Annotated in this window: 21 protein-coding genes; 12 read left to right on the top strand and 9 right to left on the bottom strand. The window is 35.3% G+C overall.

Annotated elements, in window-relative coordinates:
* Positions 1–9: 9 nt before the first annotated feature.
* From GON26_RS15110 to GON26_RS15090, 5 genes are all read left to right on the top strand, one after another.
* On the top strand, positions 10–1,719 hold the full coding sequence (locus tag GON26_RS15110; protein ID WP_160375614.1) for a RagB/SusD family nutrient uptake outer membrane protein: 1,710 nt from the start codon (positions 10–12) through the stop codon (positions 1,717–1,719).
* A 26-nt stretch (positions 1,720–1,745) separates the two neighbouring features.
* Positions 1,746–2,534: a hypothetical protein gene (locus tag GON26_RS15105; RefSeq protein WP_160375613.1), complete on the top strand. Its 789-nt coding sequence runs from the start codon at positions 1,746–1,748 to the stop codon at positions 2,532–2,534.
* A gap of 209 nt (positions 2,535–2,743) precedes the next feature.
* Positions 2,744–4,204: a glycoside hydrolase family 30 protein gene (locus tag GON26_RS15100; protein WP_160375612.1), complete on the top strand. Its 1,461-nt coding sequence runs from the start codon at positions 2,744–2,746 to the stop codon at positions 4,202–4,204.
* Positions 4,205–4,389: 185 nt separating this feature from the next.
* A complete protein-coding gene (locus GON26_RS15095) occupies positions 4,390–5,229 on the top strand; it encodes an endonuclease/exonuclease/phosphatase family protein (protein ID WP_160375611.1) in 840 nt (279 codons plus the stop codon).
* 7 nt (positions 5,230–5,236) lie between these two features.
* On the top strand, positions 5,237–7,465 hold the full coding sequence (locus tag GON26_RS15090) for a glycoside hydrolase family 3 N-terminal domain-containing protein (RefSeq protein ID WP_160375610.1): 2,229 nt from the start codon (positions 5,237–5,239) through the stop codon (positions 7,463–7,465).
* 53 nt (positions 7,466–7,518) lie between these two features.
* Here GON26_RS15090 and GON26_RS15085 read toward each other — a convergent pair whose 3' ends face one another.
* Positions 7,519–7,776: a hypothetical protein gene (locus tag GON26_RS15085; protein ID WP_160375609.1), complete on the bottom strand. Its 258-nt coding sequence runs from the start codon at positions 7,774–7,776 to the stop codon at positions 7,519–7,521.
* Between the two features lie 259 nt (positions 7,777–8,035).
* On the opposite strand from GON26_RS15085, the gene GON26_RS15080 reads away from it, so the two are divergent.
* Together GON26_RS15080 and GON26_RS15075 are read left to right on the top strand one after the other, a co-directional pair.
* A complete protein-coding gene (locus GON26_RS15080; protein WP_160375608.1) occupies positions 8,036–8,791 on the top strand; it encodes an NUDIX hydrolase in 756 nt (251 codons plus the stop codon).
* A gap of 63 nt (positions 8,792–8,854) precedes the next feature.
* Positions 8,855–9,175 (top strand): MmcQ/YjbR family DNA-binding protein, encoded by a 321-nt coding sequence (locus tag GON26_RS15075; protein ID WP_160375607.1) that lies wholly within the window; start codon positions 8,855–8,857, stop codon positions 9,173–9,175.
* A 171-nt stretch (positions 9,176–9,346) separates the two neighbouring features.
* Here the strand turns inward: GON26_RS15075 and GON26_RS15070 are convergent, their stop codons facing one another.
* From GON26_RS15070 to ahcY, 6 genes are all read right to left on the bottom strand, one after another.
* Complete coding sequence (locus tag GON26_RS15070) at positions 9,347–9,955, bottom strand: alpha-ketoglutarate-dependent dioxygenase AlkB family protein (protein ID WP_160375606.1); 609 nt, start codon at positions 9,953–9,955, stop codon at positions 9,347–9,349.
* Positions 9,942–10,187: an Ada metal-binding domain-containing protein gene (locus GON26_RS15065; protein ID WP_160375653.1), complete on the bottom strand. Its 246-nt coding sequence runs from the start codon at positions 10,185–10,187 to the stop codon at positions 9,942–9,944. The genes GON26_RS15070 and GON26_RS15065 overlap by 14 nt, the downstream gene beginning before the upstream one ends.
* An 872-nt stretch (positions 10,188–11,059) precedes the next feature.
* Entirely contained in the window at positions 11,060–11,773 is a 714-nt protein-coding gene (locus tag GON26_RS15060; protein WP_160375605.1) for a 2OG-Fe(II) oxygenase, read from the bottom strand.
* Positions 11,774–12,233: 460 nt separating this feature from the next.
* Entirely contained in the window at positions 12,234–13,085 is an 852-nt protein-coding gene (locus GON26_RS15055) for a bifunctional helix-turn-helix domain-containing protein/methylated-DNA--[protein]-cysteine S-methyltransferase (protein ID WP_160375604.1), read from the bottom strand.
* A 181-nt stretch (positions 13,086–13,266) separates the two neighbouring features.
* On the bottom strand, positions 13,267–13,743 hold the full coding sequence (locus tag GON26_RS15050; RefSeq protein WP_160375603.1) for a hypothetical protein: 477 nt from the start codon (positions 13,741–13,743) through the stop codon (positions 13,267–13,269).
* A gap of 329 nt (positions 13,744–14,072) precedes the next feature.
* Positions 14,073–15,389, bottom strand: coding sequence for an adenosylhomocysteinase (gene ahcY / locus GON26_RS15045; RefSeq protein ID WP_160375602.1), 1,317 nt, complete (start codon positions 15,387–15,389; stop codon positions 14,073–14,075).
* Positions 15,390–15,811: 422 nt separating this feature from the next.
* On the opposite strand from ahcY, the gene GON26_RS15040 reads away from it, so the two are divergent.
* On the top strand, positions 15,812–16,444 hold the full coding sequence (locus GON26_RS15040; RefSeq protein WP_160375601.1) for a 4'-phosphopantetheinyl transferase family protein: 633 nt from the start codon (positions 15,812–15,814) through the stop codon (positions 16,442–16,444).
* Between the two features lie 84 nt (positions 16,445–16,528).
* Here GON26_RS15040 and GON26_RS15035 read toward each other — a convergent pair whose 3' ends face one another.
* Both GON26_RS15035 and GON26_RS15030 read right to left on the bottom strand, forming a co-directional pair.
* Positions 16,529–16,816 (bottom strand): hypothetical protein, encoded by a 288-nt coding sequence (locus GON26_RS15035; RefSeq protein WP_160375600.1) that lies wholly within the window; start codon positions 16,814–16,816, stop codon positions 16,529–16,531.
* Positions 16,817–16,895: 79 nt separating this feature from the next.
* The gene (locus GON26_RS15030) at positions 16,896–17,492 is read right to left on the bottom strand and encodes a Crp/Fnr family transcriptional regulator (protein ID WP_160375599.1); all 597 of its coding nucleotides are present in this window, start codon (positions 17,490–17,492) and stop codon (positions 16,896–16,898) included.
* Between the two features lie 96 nt (positions 17,493–17,588).
* Here GON26_RS15030 and GON26_RS15025 point away from each other — a divergent pair, with 96 nt between their 5' ends.
* The 4 genes from GON26_RS15025 to arfB are packed head-to-tail and all read left to right on the top strand — an operon-like array spanning position 17,589 to position 21,439.
* Complete coding sequence (locus GON26_RS15025; protein WP_160375598.1) at positions 17,589–18,317, top strand: geranylgeranylglyceryl/heptaprenylglyceryl phosphate synthase; 729 nt, start codon at positions 17,589–17,591, stop codon at positions 18,315–18,317.
* A gap of 19 nt (positions 18,318–18,336) precedes the next feature.
* Positions 18,337–18,960 (top strand): nicotinamide riboside transporter PnuC, encoded by a 624-nt coding sequence (gene pnuC / locus GON26_RS15020; protein ID WP_160375597.1) that lies wholly within the window; start codon positions 18,337–18,339, stop codon positions 18,958–18,960.
* On the top strand, positions 18,921–21,035 hold the full coding sequence (locus GON26_RS15015) for a DUF4301 family protein (RefSeq protein WP_160375596.1): 2,115 nt from the start codon (positions 18,921–18,923) through the stop codon (positions 21,033–21,035). Before pnuC ends, GON26_RS15015 begins: the two co-directional genes overlap by 40 nt.
* Positions 21,035–21,439, top strand: coding sequence for an alternative ribosome rescue aminoacyl-tRNA hydrolase ArfB (arfB, locus tag GON26_RS15010; RefSeq protein ID WP_160375595.1), 405 nt, complete (start codon positions 21,035–21,037; stop codon positions 21,437–21,439). The genes GON26_RS15015 and arfB overlap by 1 nt, the downstream gene beginning before the upstream one ends.
* Positions 21,440–21,596: the final 157 nt, after the last annotated feature.

Genomic DNA, 21,596 nt, shown 5'->3' with positions numbered 1-21,596 from the left:
ATTATAACAATGAAAAATATAAAATATTTAATAGCAATTTCAGCACTTTTTGTTGCCACAAGTTGTGAGGAGTACATCGATACAGAGAATATTTCCGAAAAAAGTTTGGATACTTTCTACAAAACGCCTACCGATATTGATGAAGCTATGGCGGGTGTTTACAATGCAATCTACACGGTAAATATTCATAGCGAGGAACAAATGGCTGCCAACCTGATGGATAACATGATGTTAGGTGGTGGTGGAGCAGATGATAAAACGGCCAAATGGGTAGATAATTTCGAAGATCCAACTGAAGATACATATCGCGATTTATGGACACAGTCATACAAAGGTATTGCAAGAGCCAATGCCATTATCGAAAGAACACCTGTGGCTAATTTTAATACTTACTTTACTACTCCGGCTGAAGCTGAAGCATTCAAAAAGCAAGCGATTGGTGAAGCTTTATTTATGAGAGCTTTTTTCTACTTCAGAATGGCTAAATTTTTTGGTGGAGTTCCTTTAATTACAACTTTTGAAGGAGACAGAAAGGTACCAAGATCTACTTATACAGAAACGTATGCGCAAATTGCCGCTGATTTAAAATTGGCTATTGAAACAATGCCGGCTACACCGGTAACAAGCATTCCAACTTCTAGCTATGGACATGCTAACAAATGGGTTGCAGAGGCATATTTGGCTCGTGTTTATTTGTATTATACGGGTTATATGACTAATATCGAAAAACAGGCTACGGAAACTTTGCCATTAGCTGGTGGAGGTTCTTTAAGCGCTACAGATGTTGCAGGGTATTTGAATGATTGTATAGCTAATAGCGGTCACGCTTTGGTTTCGGATTTCAGAAATCTTTGGCCTTATTCATATCTAAACATTGCTGCAGGCGAAACTGTTTTGCCTTGGGCTGACACTGAAAATTTATCATGGGCTGGACAAGATGGTTTAGCACCAACGTTTGGTACTGGTAATAAAGAATCAATGTTTGTACAAAGATTTTCTTTTGGAGACTGGGGATGGAGCAATGGTAATATTTATACTAATAGACTTGCTTTGTTTAATTCTATCCGTGGACAATCATTAGTTCCTTTTGGAGAAGGATGGGGATGGTGTACAGTGAATCCTAAATTATGGGGTAACTGGGCTGATGCTGACCCAAGAAAAAAAGGTTCTATACTTCAGGTTGGACAAGCTGACCAGAGAACTGATGGTTATGCTGCAGGAAAAGGAGATCATGAAACAGGGTTTTTTAATAAAAAATATACATCAGTACAATATCCAACAGCTGCAGGAGCAAACGTAGGTATGTTTGTACAATTATATGATTGGTCTAATACAGATATGCAATTGATGCATGCTCAGGATTTTATTTTAATGCGTTATGCTGATGTATTATTAATGCACTCAGAAATCACTAAAACTGCAACAGGAATGAATGCGGTAAGACAAAGAGCTGGTGGTTTACCACCTGTAGGTTACTCTCTTGCTGCTTTAAAAGAAGAGCGTTTACACGAACTTGCTTTCGAAGGTTTACACTGGTTCGACTTAGTACGTTGGGGAGATGTTGAGACAGCATTTAACGATCCTATTCCGGTAAACAATTCAGGTACTGCTGCAAATTATACTGCAAAATACAGAACAGAAACGAAAGGTTTAGTTCCAATTCCTGAAACAGAAATTAGATTGGCTAATGGAGATTATAATCAAAATCCAGGTTGGTAAAATTAATAACTATTAATAACTACGATATGAAAATTAATAAAATAATATATCTCATCCTTGCTTCGTGTATGCTTGTTTTTTCAGCATGCGACCCAATTGTGGATGAAGCACATTTAACGGATTCAACGGATGTTGCCGGAGTTCAATTAGTGGCTAAACAAAGTACGCCGGGAGGTAATAAAGTTACGATTAGTATGGTGTCTCCTGGAATTACAGGATATTGGGATTATAATTTAGGAACAGCACTTACTAATGAAGTAACGTTTGTTTATCCGATACCTGGTAAATCAACATTTACTTATGTAGGAAGTTTAGGTTCTCAGTTTTTTACTAAAACTATTGATGTACAAATAGATCAGCTTGATACCCGTTTGGATCAGGATTGGTATGATTTAGTTAGTGAAGATACAAGTGCAGGTAAAACTTGGGTTTTTGATCAGGCTGGAGCTGGATCATTATGGTGGTTTATGTCGCCTCCGGGAAGTGCAGACGGTGCTATGTCTGTATGGTGGAATGCTGGTGACTGTTGCGGACCAAGCGATGCTAATGGTAAAATGCACTTTGACTTAGATGGGGCTGCAAACTTTTATCACTACGAAACAGCAGCAGCTACACCTTCAAAAGGAAGTTTTGTATTAGATCCAACTAATAAAAAATTGATTGTAAAAGGAGCAGCTAAAATGTTAGGATCTGCTGCAGGTAATGCAAATGGTGAATATACAATTGTTACCCTTACAGAAGATAAATTGGTTCTTTATTTGACCAATAGCGAAACATACGCTACAGGTTGGACCTTTATTTTCAGACCAGAATAATATTTATTGAGTTAGTTTATTTCGAAAAGGGAAGCCTAAAAACTTCCTTTTCGATTCATTTAACTTTTTAAAAATAAAAATTAAGTAAGTTAAGTTTAAGTTTGGTTGTTAGAATAGCCCATATTCTTTTTGATTATGGGCTATTTTTTAATCATTTTTTAAAATAAAGATAAAAATTTAAAAAATTTAAGGTTTATAAAGCATATGCAATGAAAAAAAATAGGTTTATTATTACTTGTCTATGTTTTTCAATAGCTGTTTTTTCACAACAGAAAAATAAAAAGCAAACGCAAGAATTCACAACAAACAACAAAAAAATCACAGTATATACTACTGCCGATAATACAAAATTAAGGTTAACCCCTACAGATAATCTAACTTTTACTACCTCAGTACAGCCTGTAGAAACTGAAATATCAGTTTTTGTAGAGCCAGCCAAACAATTTCAGAATTTTATGGGAATTGGTGGTGCCATAACTGACTCAAGTGCCGAAATCTTCGCCCAATTATCAAAAGAAAAACAAACAGAATTCTTAAACGCTTACTACGATACACAAAAAGGTATAGGCTATTCATTGCTAAGAACAACAATTCAGAGTTCTGATTTTAGCAGTGGAAGCTATTCTTATATCGAAGAAGGGGATAAAGATTTAAAGACTTTTTCGATTGATCATGACCGAAAATATCGTATCCCACTGATAAAGGAAGCCATAAAAACAGCAGGCGGAAAGCTGCTTACTTACGCAGCTCCCTGGTCACCAAATGCCTTTATGAAAAGCAATAAAAATGTCCTGAAAGGAGGAAAATTATTGCCTGAATATTTTCAGCCCTGGGCCAATTTTTATGCAAAATTTATAAAAGCTTACAATAAAGAAGGAATTCCTATTTGGGGAACTTCTGTGCAAAACGAACCGATGGCTACACAAACCTGGGAATCTTGTTTGTACACTGCTGATGAAGAAAGAGATTTTCTGAAAAATCACCTTGGTCCCACACTTAAAAAAGAAGGTTTAGGTGATGTAAAAATTATTGCCTGGGATCATAATCGTGATTTAATGGTACAAAGAGCCAACGTTATTTACTCAGATCCTGAAGCATCAAAATATGTTTGGGGAATGGGATTTCACTGGTACGAAACCTGGACAGGTGCTCAGCCAATGTTCGACAATGTGGCAAGAGTAAACGAAGCATATCCGGACAAAAAACTAATGTTTACCGAGGGTTGTGTTGAAAAATTTGATGCTGCCAGATATCAGTTTTGGCCCAATGCCGAAAGATACGGTACTAATATGATTAACGATTTTAATAACGGAACCGTTGCCTGGACAGACTGGAATATTCTTCTAGATCAAAACGGAGGGCCTAATCATGTTGGGAATTTTTGTTTTGCACCCATCCATGCTGACACCACAACTGGTGAGTTAATTTATACACCGTCGTATTATTATATTGGGCATTTTTCAAAATTTATTCGACCTAATGCAGTACGCGTAAGTACTTCTGTAAGCAGAAGTTATTTGTTAAGTACTTCATTTTTGAACACCGATGGAAAAATGACAACGGTGGTAATGAACCATACCGATAATGAAATTGCATATAATTTAATTGTAGCCAATGAAAAAACAATTGTAAAAATTCCGGGACACGCCATACAAACGTTGGTGTATTAAAATGGATGTAAATCAGGTGCTAATGATAGGCAACTCTTGATTTATTTAATCAAACTCAATTTTTTTTGAAAATAAAATAAAATCAGTAAATAAAATTTTAATAGCATCTGTACTTTTATGGAATTAAGCTGTACTTCTTCCAAAACACTTGAAGGTTCAGAGCTTTGTATTAAAATTTTTATGTTATGAAAAAGATGAACACGTTACTTTCGATTATGATGCTGTTTTTTGTCAGCCTGTCAAATTATGGACAAAACCTTAAAATAATGAGTTATAATATCCGGTTAGATATTGCTTCAGATGGAGATAATGCCTGGCCAAACCGGAAAGATTTTTTTACATCACAAATACAGTTTTACAGTCCTGATATTTTTGGTGTTCAGGAAGCAACTCCCAATCAGGTGGTTGATATTGCTTCTAAATTAAATGCTTACGACAAATTTGGAATAGGCAGAGACGGAGAAGGAAAAGGAGAGGCGTGTACGATTTATTATAAAAAAGATCGTTTTAAAGTACAGCAGACGAATACATTTTGGCTTTCAGAAACACCAACGGTTATTTCAAAAGGCTGGGATGCAGATTACAATCGGGTTTGTACGTATGCTTTGTTTAAAGATTTAAAAACTAAAAAACAGTTTTGGGTGTTTAATACGCATCTTGACCATGTAGGTAATAAAGCAAGAATCAATGGAGTCAAATTGATTCTGGAAAAAATAGCAGCTGTGAATACCAAAAAAGATCCTGTATTTCTTATGGGCGATTTTAATTCGGAGCCAACGACGCCGCAAATTTTGGAAGTCAAAAAAGGAATGAACGATACCCGAGAGGTTTCAGTAGAAAAACCTTTTGGGCCATCAGGAACTTTTAATGCTTTCAAACATAATGAGCCGGTAAAATTATTGATAGATTATATTTTTATTTCAAAAGATAGCGGGTTAACCGTTCAAAAACATGCCGTTTTAAGTGATGCGATAGATCTAAAATATCCTTCGGATCACCTGCCGGTTTTTATCGAAATTAACTAAATTAAAAATGAAGAAAATAACAACACTTACCTTGTTGATGGTGTCCTTATTTGCAACCGCACAGCAAGCAACAATAGATCAGAAAGTGAATGATCTGTTGAAAAAAATGACGATTGAAGAAAAAATCGGTCAGCTTAATCAATACACAGGTGATAACTCCGCAACTGGTCCTATTACCATAAACCCGAACAAACAGGCAGAGATTAAAGCCGGTTTGGTAGGCTCGATGCTAAATATCATTGGCACAAAATATACCCGACAATATCAGGAACTGGCGATGCAGTCCCGTCTTAAAATACCCATGTTATTTGGGCAGGACGTTATTCACGGATACAAAACAACCTTTCCTATTCCGTTGGCCGAAGCGGCAAGCTGGGATTTGGCAGCCATAGAATTAGCAGCAAGAGTTGCCGCTACAGAAGCTGCTGCAAGCGGAATTCACTGGACGTTTGCACCAATGGTCGATATTGGCCGTGATCCTCGTTGGGGACGCGTGATGGAAGGTGCCGGTGAGGATACTTATCTGGGATCTAAAATTGCCTATGCAAGAGTAAAAGGTTTTCAGGGAAATAAATTAGGCGATTTAAACTCGGTTATGGCCTGTGTAAAACACTTCGCCGCTTATGGAGCTGCTACTGGCGGAAGAGATTACAACTCGGTTGATATGAGCGAAAGAATGTTATTCGAAACGTATTTGCCTCCTTTTAAAGCAGCCCTGGATGCAGGTGCTGCTACATTTATGAATTCATTTAATGATGTAAACGGAATTCCGGCTACCGGAAATGCACATTTGCAAAGAGATATTTTAAAAGGAAAATGGAACTTTCAGGGTTTTGTAGTTTCAGACTGGGGTTCTATTGGTGAAATGGTAGCGCACGGTTATTCTAAAAATCTTAAAGAAGCCGCTTATTCTGCTATTACTGCAGGAAGTGATATGGATATGGAAAGTAATGCCTATCGTTATAATCTTGCCGAATTGGTAAAAGAAAATAGAGTTTCTATCGATCTGATTGATGATGCTGTTAGAAGAATTCTGCGTAAAAAATTCGAGTTAGGTTTATTTGAAGATCCGTATAAATATTCAGACGAAAAAAGAGCTGAAAAAGTATTAAACAATCCGGAGAACAGAGTTGCTGCACGTGATGTTGCCAAAAAGAGTATTGTTTTATTGAAAAATGAAAACGAAACATTACCGCTTTCTAAAAACCTGAAAACAATTGCTTTTATTGGGCCAATGGTAAAAGAATACAAAGCCAATATGGGTTTTTGGGCCGTAGAATTGCCAGATGTTGATTATAGTAAATGGGTCGTTTCGCAATGGGATGGTCTGCAAAATAAAGTAGGAAAAAACACGAAGTTATTGTATGCCAAAGGTTGTGAAGTAACGGGTGATAACAAAGATGGTTTTGCCGAAGCGGTTGCAACGGCACAACAGGCTGATGTTGTTATTTTGAGCATTGGAGAAAGACACGACATGAGTGGCGAGGCAAAAAGCCGAAGCGATCTTCATTTGCCTGGAGTACAGGAAGAGTTAGTAAAAGCCATTCAGGCAACGGGTAAGCCTGTTGTGGTTCTGGTTAATGCAGGAAGACCGCTTATTTTCAACTGGACAGCTGATAATGTTCCGGCCATCGTTTACACCTGGTGGTTAGGTACTGAAGCGGGGAATGCTATTGCTGATGTTTTATTTGGCGATTATAATCCTTCAGGAAAATTGCCTATGACTTTCCCTAGAGAAATTGGGCAAATACCTATTTATTACAATCATTTCAGTACAGGAAGACCTGCTTTGGATGATAATGCCAAAGGGTATGTTTCATCGTATATCGATTTGAAAAATTCACCTAAATTTTCTTTTGGATATGGATTGAGTTATACTACTTTCAAATATGAGGGTCTGAAATTATCTTCAACAAAAATTAAAGCGAATGAAACTATCAAAGTATCGTTTCAATTGTCTAATACCGGAAAAGTAGCGGGCGAAGAAGTAGTACAATTGTATTTGCAGGATAAATTCGGTTCTGTGGTACGACCTGTTTTAGAACTGAAAGACTTTCAAAAAGTAAAATTAAATGCAGGAGAATCTAAAACAATCGAATTTACAATCGACAAAGAGAAGCTTTCTTTTTATAATGATAAATTAGAATTTAATGCCGAAGCTGGAGATTTTAAATTGATGATAGGCACTTCATCAGCGGATCTTAAACTTTCTTCAGATTTTGAATTAGTACAGTAACCACCACCTAATATTTTTTGATTGGCGTTATTGATTTTGTAAGTGTTCCAGAATTATTTCAGGACATTATTTACAAAATCGATAGCGCCAATTCCTTTATAAGAAGCATATAAGGCTTTATCAAAGGCCTCACGTTTTGCTTTTTTGGTTTTAATTTCAGTTTCAACAATCATCTGGTTGAAAATTTTTTCCTGCTCCTCACTATATTTCATCGAGGCTTCTAAAAGATGTGTCTTTGATATAAACCCGAATGAAGTAAGGATTTTATCCGTAATTTTTTGATTTATTCTTTTTGTAATATTGGTAATCATATCCCTTACATTTACTTTCTGGTACTTTTATATGTAAATAAAAACAAACTAATCATAATGTGTTATTATGACGCAATGTACTTATTTTTTTAATTCGAATTTAATTTTAAGTAAAAATTGTGATTCATCTGAGTCTGGATATTTAGAACAGAACTACTTGATTTAGACTTCATTTCTAAAAAAATGTTACAATTTTATAATAAATCAGTTAAATTGCGCCTTCAAAAGGAAACCCAAAAACGTATTTAAGAACTACTGAATGTTAAAAGAAATAATGGACAATAGCAAAAATTACCAGCCGGGACTCTCAATAGACTGTGTCATTTTTGGATTTCATGACAATCAGCTTAAAGTTTTACTGATTAAAACACCTTATGAAAATAAATGGTCTTTACCAGGTGGTTTCATTCCTCTTGATCAGGATATAGATACTGCTGCCGTTACGGTTTTGAACAAACGTACCGGAATGGAAGGTATTTTTTTAAGACAATTTGCCACTTTTGGAAAGGTAAAACGAAATGATGAGCACTTTGGGAAAGCCGTTTTAGAACACTTTAATATCCCCGAAGAAGCGGGTAAATGGTTCAGGCAAAGGTTTGTTACCATTGGTTATTATGCGCTGGTAGATTTTTTACAGGCGGTTCCTCAAAAAGGAAACCAGCAGGAAATCATCGAATGGATTGATCATAAAGAAGTACCGGAACTAATATTAGATCACGCAGCAATTCTGGACAAAGCTTTGGATACTCTTCGAACAGAACTCAATTTAATGCCGGTTGGGTATAATTTATTACCGGAGAAATTTACGATTCCGGAACTTCAGAAATTATACGAAACCATTTTGGACAGAAAACTGGATAGACGAAATTTTCTCCGAAAAATTACCAATATCGGAATACTAAATAAACTCGACGAAAAGAAAAGTAATGTCGCACATAAAGCGCCTAACTTATATACTTTTGATAAAGATAAATATGAAGAAGTCCTTAAAAGCGGACTTAATCAGGGTTGGTAAAATTATTTTAACGAAGGTCTGTTGGGTTTTTAAAACCAATCGGGTCTCAAAAATAAGTGTAATATGGTCGCAATTGAAGCTTTTAGAAAATTAGCCTTATCATTCGAAAATGTTACCGAAGAACCTCACTTCGAAAAAACATCGTTCCGGATAAATAAAAAGATATTTGCCACGCTTGATCATAAAAACGAGAGAGCAGTTCTGAAACTGAATGAAATTGATCAGTCTGTTTTTTGTGCTTCGGGCGAATTGGATTTTTATCCCATTCCGAACAAATGGGGAAAACAGGGCTGGACTATTGTCGAACTCTCCAAAGCAAGAACAGCAATGCTAGCAGATGCTTTATCGCGGTCGTATCAAAATGTAGCAGTTAAAAAGAAATAACAATAAGTCTTAAATTATGTACCATTAAGAGATTAAGAAAAATGAAGTGTAGCTCTGAAATTTCTTCATTTTAGGCTTTTCAGAGATTTTTTAAAAGAAATGACAATAAGTCTTTAATGTCTTAAATAGGTACAATAGCCTTTACTCTCTTAATCTCTTAATGGTTTAAAATTACTTTACAATTGTTCTGAAAGTTAGATTTACCCGGGGTTTCGAGGTCGTTTTAGTGGGCGGTAAACGATGTAACCAATTGGTTTGGGTGGTATCTTTCATAACCAATAAGCTTCCGTGTTCTAAAATTAAGGAAACGGTTTCTTTACTTTCTTTGTGTTTAAAAGCAAACTTGCGTTCAGCACCAAAACTTACCGAGGCAATCGCTCCGTTTTTCTTCAGATCTTTTTCGGCGTCACTGTGCCAGGCCATTCCTTCCTCGCCGGAATGGTAGAGGTTAAGCAAACAGGAATTAAAGGTCTCTCCGGTTTTCTCTTCGATAATTCTTTTTAAGGATAGCAATTCGTTTGTCCACGGGAGTGCTTTTTTGGTGGTATTCGAGTAAGTGTATTCAAAGGTAGTATCGCCGTACCAAGCCACTTTTCTTTTGGTAATAATTAATTTACCGAAGATAATGGCTTCATCGTTTCTCCATTCAATCGTATTCAACAGTGTGTCCAGATACTGATTGGCTTCGTCTCTCAAGAACAGTCTGCCATAATAGTTTACGGTTCCGTCTTTCGGTAACAGATTGGTTGTTTCGTTGATTTCGGGGTTAAATAAGTCCATCTTTCCAGTGTTGATAATCGGTTTTCATACAATGCCCACAGGGTCTGAAGCCGTTTTGCTTTGCTTCTTTTTCTGATGAAAAGAAAACCCGGTTTTCACGCTTCATCCTTTTGCCTGATTTACATTTCAGGGTGCCGTAAATTTTCAATTTTTGGTTTCCACCAAAGCAAATTTCTGCATTTTTAATCTTAATTCGTAAATCGCGATTGTTAATTTTAGTGTGTTCTGTCATATTTTTATAGAATGGTATCCTGAATTTATTCAGCAAAGGCACAAAGTTTTTTTAAGCCACAGATTAAAAGAATTAAAAAGATTAAAAAATCTGCTCAATCTGCAATATCTGCGGGAGAAAAAAACACGTTACTGCTAGATTTAAATTTTTTGTTTAAATTTTCCCTTCTAATTTTCCGTAGAGGCGCACAGCAGTGCGTCCTTAGGAGCGATGGTTTTGCCGCACAAGGGCTCTAAGTTTTTTTTCACGCAGATTTCGCAGATCTGAGCAGATTTAAATTAAATTATAATCTGCGGTATCTGCTTTAATCTTTTTTAAATCTGCGTGAAACAAAAATCTTTGCGTCTCTGCGACTTTGCGAGATTCAATTTTCCCTTCTAATTTTCCGTAGAGGCGCACAGCAGTGCGTCTTTAGGAGCGATGGTTTTGCCGCACATGGGCTCTAAGTTTTTTTTCACGCAGATTGAGCAGATTGAGCAGATTTAAATTAAATTATAATCTGCGATATCTGCTTTAATCTTTTTTAAATCTGCGTGAAACAAAAATCTTTGCGTCTCTGTGACTTTGCGAGATTCAATTTTCCCTTCTAATTTTCCGTAGAGGCGCACAGCAGTGCGTCTTTAGGAGCGATGGTTTTGCCGCAAAGGCACAAAGCCTCAAAGTTTTGTTAAACCACAGATTAAAAAAATAAAAAATCTGCTCAATCTGCGGGAGAAAAAAACACGCCTCTGTGTTTCTGTGAGATTCAAATTTTCTTTAAGAGGCCCACAGCAATGTATCTCCAAAAAAGATTATCGGCATTTTGTGTGAGAATACGTGTGGTTAGACGCACTGCTGTGCGTCTCTACAATGCTACTTTATGTTGAAACATTCTATGATAATGCATCATGAAAAATAATTCCTAATGTATGCCTTTCACCACTATGAATTTCGCTGACACCATGTTTCATAGCAACACGATAATAGCCTTTGGAACCCTTTACAGGTCTGAAATTAGTCGTAAAAACTAATAAATCACCTTTGTTAGGTTTCAGGACAATGGCCTTCGATTGTGCTCTGGGCGTTTGTTGGGTCAGTACAAATTCGCCTCCCGTAAAATCTTCCTCGGGTTGGTTCAGGAAAAGCACTGATTGAATCGGGAAATAGACATCTCCATACAAATCCTGATGCAGGGTGTTAAATCCACTTTTGCTATATTTTAAAATTAAAACTGTTGCTTTTACTTGATTATTGGCATGGCATTGTTTTAATAATTCCGGGTGTGTTTCAGGAAAACGGGTGTCGATGTTCAGGACTTTCATCCAGGCATTGGCAATTGGTGCCAGTTTGGGATATAATGCTGTACGAATGTTTTGAATTAAATCAGGCAACGGATATTGGAAGTATTTATACTCACCTAAACCAAAACGATAGCGTTCCATTACAACCGTTTTTCGATACAGTGATGGATTTGCATAATCGTTTTTTAGAGCTTCGCATTCTTCGTTAGTGAGTACGTTAGGAATGATTGCGAATCCTTTCTCGTGCATTTCTTCGGTAATGCCTTCCCAAGGGAGGTTATTTATTTTAGATGCTGTAGTGTGCATAAAAAGAGTTTGAAATAAGTTATTAATAGGGGGTCAGGCACTATGCCAAGGGCTTATTTATTTTAATGGATTGGTTTTAAACCAAAATGAAAGGGCTTTTCTTTATTAAAGTCCGTAACAGTGTTTCGTCATTGCTTGCTTGGGCTACTGTTTTTAGGTCTTGTCACGAAGTTTTTAGGTTGTATCACGAAGCTTTTCGGTTCTGAGACAAAGTTTTTCGGTTCTGAACCCAAACGTTTGGGTTCAGAACGTAAAATTTTGGCTTTTCAACCGAAAGTTTTGGGTTGCTGACGTAAAGTTTTAGGTTCGGAACCTAAAACTTTCGGTTCAGGACCCAAACGTTTCGGTGTTTAACCGAAACACTTCGTGACAGAACCGAAACACTTTGGTTTTTTACCAAACAATATCGTTTTGTTTCTAATGTGGAGTTGGGAAAAAATAATAAGAAAGGGTTTTATACCTAAAAATCTGGGTTAGATTGAACGCCTTCCCATCCAATAATGGCTGTTTTTCTGGTATTTCCCCACATATATCCGCCAAATGTTCCTGTAGATTGAATGACGCGGTGACACGGAATAAGAAAAGCAACAGGATTACTGCCAATAGCAGTTCCTACTGCTCGTGAAGCATTGGGTTTGGCTATTGTATGGGCAATGGATCCGTAAGTAGAGAGTTGTCCCATTGGAATTTTAAGCAGGGCTTCCCAAACTTTCAGCTGAAAATCGGTTCCTTTTAAGTGTAGTTTAATGTCGGATAATTTGCTCCAGTCATTCTGAAAAATAAAGAGGGCATTTTGCTGTGATAAGTCTAGTTTTTGTTCGAATGAGGCATTCGGGAATTTATGTTTTAAATCTGTAAAACCAGTTTCTCTGTCTTCGGCGAAAGCCATAAAACAAATTCCCTTTGATGTCGAGGCTACAATAATATTTCCAAACGGACTTTCGGCAAAACTATAATTGATGAACAGGTTTTTACCTCCGTTTTTATACTCTGCAGGAGTCATGCCTTCGATAGTAACAAACAAATCATGCAAACGGCTTGTACCGGAAAGACCTGTTTCATAAGCAGCATCAAACAGGGTAGCGGTATTGTTTTCTTTCAGGATTTTTTTGGCATGCTCAACACTTATGTATTGCAGGAATTTCTTCGGACTTGTTCCTGCCCATTCCGTAAACAACCGCTGAAAATGAAACGGACTCAAGTGTACTTTCTCCGCAACTTCATCCAGATTGGGCTGCTCCTTAAAATTAGCTTTGATATAATCAATTGCATCTGCAATCCGATTATAATTGATGTTTTCCTGTGTGTTCATTTTCGTTCCTTTTTATAATACAAATATCAACAGGATCTGGGGGTTATAAAATCCGAAACTTGCTATAAATAGATCATCCCTCTGGGGTTTTGTAATCCTAATTTATAGAAAATATAATTAATTTAATTTTTTTAAACGAAAAAACCCGACAGGTCTTAAAACCTGTCGGGTTTGAATAGGATTAATTTTCTATTCTTTTAAATTTTGCTTCTTCTAAAGCTTTCTCTAAATCTTCTAGTTTTTTTAATTTTAATTTTAATTTCACTTCAGCTTCATTTAGTTTACTCTGAGATTTGGCTATTTGCTTTTTAGAATTTTCAATTTTCTTTTGATGGTCGGGATCATTGCTGTTTTCTGTTGCATTTTCCAGATTTTCCAGATTTTTTAATTTTTCTTTTAAATCATCTTCATCGGCCCATATTTTTTTTTCCAGTTTTATTATTTCCTGCTCTTTTCTTGCCAATTTGGATCGCATATTTTGTACGTGGCTTTGAGAAATAGGTTTTACGGTCTCCAATTGTGGAAGTTTTGGATTCCTCGGTGTGAATGGAGAAGTTCCTAATTCAAAAGGTGGTTGTATTTGTACCGGTTTAAAATTTTGTGCGTTCACAAAAAAGGGGAATAGCAAGATTAGTATTACTATCAGGCGGATATTCATAATTTAGGTTTTGGTTTTCAAAAATATACTTAAATTTAAAAAAGCAGGTAAAAATATCCAATTAATTTTAAGGTTCTTGATACCGTTTGCGTGAGGGATAGGAGCCAGCTACCAAAGTAGCGCGTATAGCCCGACAGCATCCCGATAAGAGGGCGAATACGCGTAAAGTAATTTTGCCCTCTTATCGGGATGGTGGCACGCCCAGATTATTTTAGATTATAGATTTCTGAGTTTAGATTAAAAAACAAAACCCGACAGGTGTTAAAACCTGTCGGGTTTGAATATGATTAAAGAAATCTAAAATCTAAACTCAGAAATCTAAAATTAACCTAGTATCTGTAGTATTCTGGTTTGAATGGACCTTCAACTGGAACACCAATATAAGCAGCCTGATCGTCACGTAAAGTTTCCAATTCAACTCCTAATTTTGCAAGGTGCAAAGCAGCCACTTTTTCATCTAAATGTTTTGGTAACATATAAACGTCATTGTTGTAAGCAGCGCTGTTGTTCCATAATTCGATTTGAGCCAAAGTCTGGTTAGTAAATGAATTACTCATTACAAAACTTGGGTGACCTGTAGCACAACCAAGGTTTACCAAACGACCTTCAGCCAAAATGATGATGTCTTTTCCGTTGATAGTATATTTGTCAACCTGAGGTTTGATTTCGATTTTAGATGCACCGTGGTTTTTGTTCAACCAGGCCATATCAATTTCGTTATCAAAGTGCCCGATGTTACAAACAATAGTTTTGTCTTTCATTTGCTCGAAGTGCTCTCCAAGAACGATATCTTTATTTCCTGTAGTAGTAATGATGATATCAGCATTAGCAATTACAGTGTTTAATTTCTTCACTTCGTAACCGTCCATTGCAGCTTGTAAAGCACAAATTGGATCGATTTCAGTAACAGTTACAATAGACCCAGCACCTCTAAAAGAAGCAGCAGTTCCTTTTCCAACATCACCGTATCCACAAACGATCACTCTTTTTCCAGCTAACATCAAGTCAGTTGCACGACGAACTGCATCTACAGCAGATTCTTTACAACCGTATTTGTTATCAAATTTAGATTTAGTAACAGAGTCATTAATGTTGATAGCTGGCATTGGTAAAGTTCCGGCTTTTACTCTTTCGTAAAGTCTGTGAACACCAGTTGTAGTTTCTTCAGACAATCCTTTGATTCCAGGAACCAATTCTGGGAAACGGTCAATAACCATATTAGTTAAATCTCCACCATCATCAAGGATCATGTTCAATGGTTTTCTGTCTTCACCAAAGAATAAAGTCTGCTCAATACACCAGTCAAAAGACTCTTCATCAAGACCTTTCCAGGCATAAACCTGAATTCCGGCAGCAGCAATAGCAGCAGCAGCCTGATCCTGAGTAGAGAAAATATTACAAGATGACCAGGTAACTTCTGCACCAAGAGCGATTAAAGTTTCGATCAAAACTGCAGTCTGGATAGTCATGTGCAAACATCCAGCGATACGAGCACCAGCAAGAGGCTGCTCATCTTTATATTCAGCACGAAGCGCCATTAAACCTGGCATTTCAGCTTCAGCCAGTTCAATTTCTTTTCTTCCCCAAGCCGCTAGAGAAATGTCTTTTACTTTGAAAGCCACATATGGCGTAGTCGTTGTACTCATTTATAGTATATTTGTATTGTAAAATTTTTGCAAATTTACGTAATAACTTTATAATTTTTGCTAAATTATAGAACATTTGTGAAATGTTTAATTTCTTAATCTCTAGAGTATTAGTTCAATAATAGTTTTTAGGAGCTATTCCTGCTATCCGTTGCAATCTTTTATGCCGAACCCCGGCATAAAAGGATTTCCACTTCTATCAGGGCTAGGAGCATCAAACTTAAAAGAACGTTTCGTTTTTAAAAAAGAAAAATAAATTTACTATTTAAACATTTAAGCAATATAAGTTCATTTAAAAAGATTCTTAACTATGTATTTTGGTACGAATTACTTAAATTTACTTGACACAATTTTTAGACACTATATTATATTTTCTTACATCACTTATATGGTTAAAAAAATAAAACCAACAACTTAAAAGAATGCCTTTACTTCAAACCATACAAGCCAACGAAACGACCAAAATTCTAATCTGGAAAATCACCGAGTCTTTCGACGAATTGCGAAGTCAGGTGGTACTGAAAGAAAAAACACAGCTACGGCTCGACGGAATGAAATCTGAACTTCATCAACGAGCCTTTTTAAGCGTTCGTATGTTGATACAAGAAATGGGTTTTACAGACAAAGATTTGCATTATGACGAATTCGGAAAACCGTATTTCGATTGTCATAATTATATTTCGATAACGCATTCGCATCATTTTGCAGCCATCATTATCAGCCATGAAACCGTAGGAATCGACATGGAATTGCAGCGCGAAAAAATCCTCAGAATCGCCGATAAATTCGTTGAAACTGAAAATAGTTTTTTAAATAAAGAAAACATTCCAGATTATATTCGGGAACTGACAGTGATTTGGGGAGCCAAAGAAGCGATCTTCAAAATCAGAAACGAAAAAGGAATCAGTTTCAAAGATCATATTCAGGTCGAAGCTTTTTCATTAGATAAAAATCAAACCCAGGCCAGTCTTCATTTTGATGATTTGGTAAAAAACTTCGAAGTCAATTATATAGAGATAGAAGGTTTTACTTTGGTGTATGCTTTTGAAAAATAACAAAAAAAAGCAATTGAAAATTTCTCTTCAATTGCTTAGAACTATTAGTGGTATTTAATACGTTCTTGGAATAAATAAAATCTGTTATATTAGAAATTTATTTATAAGTATAAATAAGGTACTTAAAACAGTACTCAAAATAATAAGGTTAAAAATTACTTTGTGCTTCATCTGAGCCAAAATAGAAGTGTTGGCAAATACAGAAGCCAAAACAATAATCGCCAGTTGTAACATTTGCGTAATCGAGGTTCCGTTTGAAAGTACATACATGGCTGCTGCACCACCTAAACAACTCTGAACAATAACTGCCATTGCTGCAGAACCCATATAATTTTTATTGAAATTTTCGAATGATGTTTGATAAAGTGTCATAGTATTTAATTTTATACTGCAAAGATACGGCAGCTATAAACCAAGTATTTATGACTTAAATCATATTACAAGAACTATTTTATCGATATACTTTTCGATTGATAATTTTAAGTGAACCTTTCTTTTCTAAAGATTTAATGGTTCTAATAACAGTTTCTACACGTAAACCTGTCAGATCGCCAATTTGCTGTCTTGTAAAATTGATGAGGTAGCCGTTTTCATCTTTTTCAAAATCTAGATGCTCGATACAATAATCGATAAAGGTTAAGACACGATGTTCAGGTTCCTGAGTCGAAATTTCTGCCGCCATAATCGATTTGTAAAATAATCGGCGGGCAAAATCTCCAATCATTTGGATACTTATTGTAGGGTTTTCTTCGAGTAATTTTATAAAATTATTTTTAGGAAGATAAATAATTTCACTGTCCACAACCGCTACAGCATTCGCAGGATATAGCTGATCGATAAACAAAGGAGGCTCACCAAAACCCTGATCGTTGTAGAATATTCCCTGAATAAATTCTCGTCCATCATCATTATAATTATTCATTTTTACTTCGCCAGAAATAATTTGGTAATAATGTGTAGGAAGATTTCCCTCTTCAAAAAGGATAGCGTTTTTCTCGAAAGATTTTCTTAGAGCTCCATATTTTTCTAACAATTCAATTGCAATCATAATTTAGTTTCTTTCGTTAGCAAAACGCATTACACAAATATAATTGATTCAAAATAGTTCTTCGGCATAAAAAAAACTTTTACTTTTACGGCCAATATGCAACCAACGACAAATACTATATACCAGCAAATTATTCAGTCTAAGAAAGATGGAAAAAAGCTATTAGCTATTCTTTTGGATCCTGATAAAATAGAATTATCAAATTTAGATAGTTTGTTATTAAAAATAAATCAATCTCCGGCAACTCATATTTTTGTGGGAGGAAGTATTGTCGAAACTACAATTTTAGAAGAATTAATAGAGACCTTAAAACATAAAACATTTTTACCCGTTGTATTATTTCCGGGTGATCCATCGCAAATTTCACCTCAGGCAGATGCTATTTTGTTTTTGTCATTATTGTCCGGCCGAAATCCTGATTATTTAATAGAATATCATGTTCAGGCTGCGCCAATTTTAAAAAATACCAATCTTGAGGTTATATCTACAGGATATATTTTGGTCGAAAGCGGCAATGAAACTGCAGTTGCACGCGTTAGTAAAACTGAGCCATTAGACAGAGAAAATCTTAATTTGGCTTTGGCAACTGCTCAGGCGGGAGAAATGCTGGGTAATAAATTAATCTATTTAGAAGCAGGAAGTGGTGCAAAAAAAGCAATTCCGTTGGAGATGATTCAATTAATTGCACAAAATCTTAAAATTCCTATAATTGTTGGAGGGGGAATTGTAGATTTGCACGGAATTCAAAAAGCGTATGAGTCAGGTGCTGATTTAGTTGTAATAGGAACTGCTTTTGAAAATAATAATCGTTTTTTTGAATCATAACCAAACCCAATGAACCAAAATGATTGACTTTTTTCTTGATAGTTATAAAAATGCTTCTTTGTGGCATATTATATTGGAATTTTTAGTCTTCGTTTTCGGGATATTAAGTGTCTGGTTTGCTAAAAAAGAAAATATCTGGGTGTATCCAACAGGTTTGGTGGCGACTGTAATTTCAGTCTATTTGTTATATCTGGCAGGTTATATTGGCGATATGATAATCAATGGTTATTTTTCGATTATGAGTATTTATGGTTGGTATGTTTGGTCAAAAGGCGGAACAACCGAAGATAATTTACCCATTACACGAACAAATTTTAATGAAAAAATAATAGGAGTAGTTCTTTTTTTGGTAACCATTTTTGTAGTTTTCGGAATTTATAAATTCTTCGATTACGAAATCAAATATGACAACTATGTAGATATGATTTCTTCAGGAATCTTTTTTGCAGGAATGTGGTACATGGCCAGAAAAAAAATAGAGAACTGGACCCTTTGGATAATTGGTGATATTTTGGTGGTACCTCTGTACGCTTATCGTGGCTTAGGGATGTTGTCACTTCAATATTTAATTTTTACAATTTTGGCTATTTCAGCTTATATAGAATGGAAAAGAATCTTAGACAACAAAACACATCAATCATAAAAATTGCATTGTTTGGTCCTGAGAGTACAGGAAAAACAACATTAGCTAAGCAACTTGCGTCCTATTATAACACAGAATGGGTTCCGGAATTTGCACGCGATTATCTACAGGCAAAATGGAATGAAAATCAGCAAATCTGTACAGAAGAGGACATGATGCCCATTGCTTATGGACAAGTTGCATTAGAAAATGAAAAATTAACTTCAGCAAATAAGTTTTTATTTTGTGATACTAATTTACTGGTTACCAAAGTCTTTTCGAAAATGTATTATGGTTTTTGTAATCCTGCATTAAACGAAGCAGCTCTTGAACATGAATACGATTTGTTTTTCCTGACCGATATTGATGTTCCCTGGGAGAAAGACGATATTCGCGATAGCCCTGATAAGAGGGAAACTGTTTTTTCGGTTTTTAAACAAACCTTAATCGATACTAATAAACCTTTTATAACTATTTCAGGCGATGAAAAGACACGTTTGGATAAAGCAACAGCCATTATAGATAACCTGCTTATTGCAAAAAAAATGGGTTTTTCATCAGATGAGTTTGTTCAGATTTATGAACATGGAATTCCTTTTGAGAATGTTATCAAACAATTGGAGTTTTTTAAATTCGGAATTTCTAAAAGTAATTTAATAAGTCCAGCCACTATAGGTCATGGTATTTTGAATTTTTCTGCTGATGAATTTAAACAAAAAGCAATTTATTTTGATGAGCAAAAGTCTAAATTAAAGCTTAAAAAGTTTGTTCCTGCATCTGGAGCAGCCAGTAGGATGTTTAAGTTTTTAAGCACTTTTTTGAATGATTTTGACCTTCAAAAAGAAACGATTAATGCTTATATAAATAGAAAAAAAGATACAGAGTTGCCTATTTTTATAGTAGCAATGGAGAAGTTTCCTTTCTTTAAAACTATTGATAAAAAATTACGCGAAGTTTACCCAGATTTCGAAACACTGGATAGAGATGCAAAAAATTATTATTTTATAAAAATTTTGCTGGCTTCAGAATATTTTGATTTTGCCAATAAACCAAAAGCAGTTTTACCGTTTCACCAGTATCCAACACATATTGCAAATCCTATAGAAGAACATTTACACGAATGTGCACATTATGCAAGTGCAAATCAAATTTCGAATTTGCATTTTACTGTTTCTGAGGCGCATCAAAATTTATTTGAATCGGCTATAAATTCAGTTAAAACAAAAGTTGAAGAAGAATCCAATGTCGAGATCAATATTGGTTTTTCTTATCAAAGCAAAAGTACAGATTCTATTGCGGTTGATGGAAATAATGGATTAGTAAAAGATAAAAATAACCTTTTGTTTTTTAGGCCTGGAGGACATGGTGCATTGATTCAAAACCTAAATGCGTTAGCAGCGGATGTTATTTTTATTAAAAATATTGATAATGTAATCCAGAACCATATTGATAAAATTTCCTTGTATAAAAAGGCGTTAGCAGGTATTTTGATTGAATACCAGCAGCAAATTTTTGAATATCTTGAAATTATAGAAAAGCATCAGATCAATGAAGTGAAGATTGCAGAAATTGTTTTGTTTTTACAGCAAAATCTCAATATCGAAATGACTTCTGATTTTAATAAATTCACTTCTGAAAATAAAATTGACAAAATAAAAGAACTTCTGGACAGACCAATCAGAGTATGCGGAATGGTGAAAAATGAAGGCGAACCAGGAGGCGGACCATTTTGGGTTCAGAATGAAAAGGGGATTGTTTCGCTTCAGATTGTCGAATCATCTCAGGTTGATCTGACTAATAAAAAGCAACAGGCAATTCTTGCAGATGCCACTCATTTTAATCCGGTTGATTTGGTTTGCGGAATAAAAAATTATAAAGGAGAAAAATTTGATTTGACTCAATTTGTAGATCATAATAGTGGTTTTATTGTCGAAAAAAGTATGGATGGAAAACTGGTAAAAAGTTATGAGTTGCCAGGACTTTGGAACGGAGCGATGGCCAATTGGCTCACCATTTTTGTATCGGTTCCGTTACTGACTTTTAATCCTGTAAAAACGGTTAATGATTTATTAAAACCTGCACATCAGCCACAATAATGGATATAGATAAAATCATATCAGAACTTACATTTAAAGCTGTTCGAAGCAGCGGTGCCGGAGGACAAAACGTAAACAAGGTTTCCTCAAAAGTGGTTTTGTCTTTTTATTTGAGCGCTTCACAAAGTTTATCTGATGAGGAAAAATTGCTTCTGGAAACCAATTTAGCCTCTCGTTTAACTTCTGAAAATATCTTAATTTTAAATTGTGATGAAGACAGAAGTCAGATAAAGAACAAAGATATTGTTATAAAACGTTTCCTGGAAATTATTAAAAAAGGGTTATTTGTTCCCAAGATTCGAAAAGCAACTAAAATTCCAAAATCGGTTATCAAAAAAAGAATCAAGGACAAAAAGAATGTTTCTGAGATAAAACAATCTCGTAGAAAACCTAATTTGGATTAAAATCCAATTTCTAAATTCCAAATTCCAAAAAAAACATTATGTAGTTTTCAATTGGAATTTGGAATTTAATTTTTGGAATTTGTTTTTAAACACTACATTTGCACTGTCTCAAAGGGGTGCTCTAAATAACGAGCTGAGATCATACCCAACGAACCTG

This window comes from Flavobacterium hydrocarbonoxydans, from assembly GCF_009789235.1.
In the GTDB taxonomy this organism is placed as follows: domain Bacteria; phylum Bacteroidota; class Bacteroidia; order Flavobacteriales; family Flavobacteriaceae; genus Flavobacterium; species Flavobacterium hydrocarbonoxydans.
The sequence above is the reverse complement of the archived record's forward strand: the minus strand, read 5'-3'. Positions and strand labels throughout refer to the sequence as shown.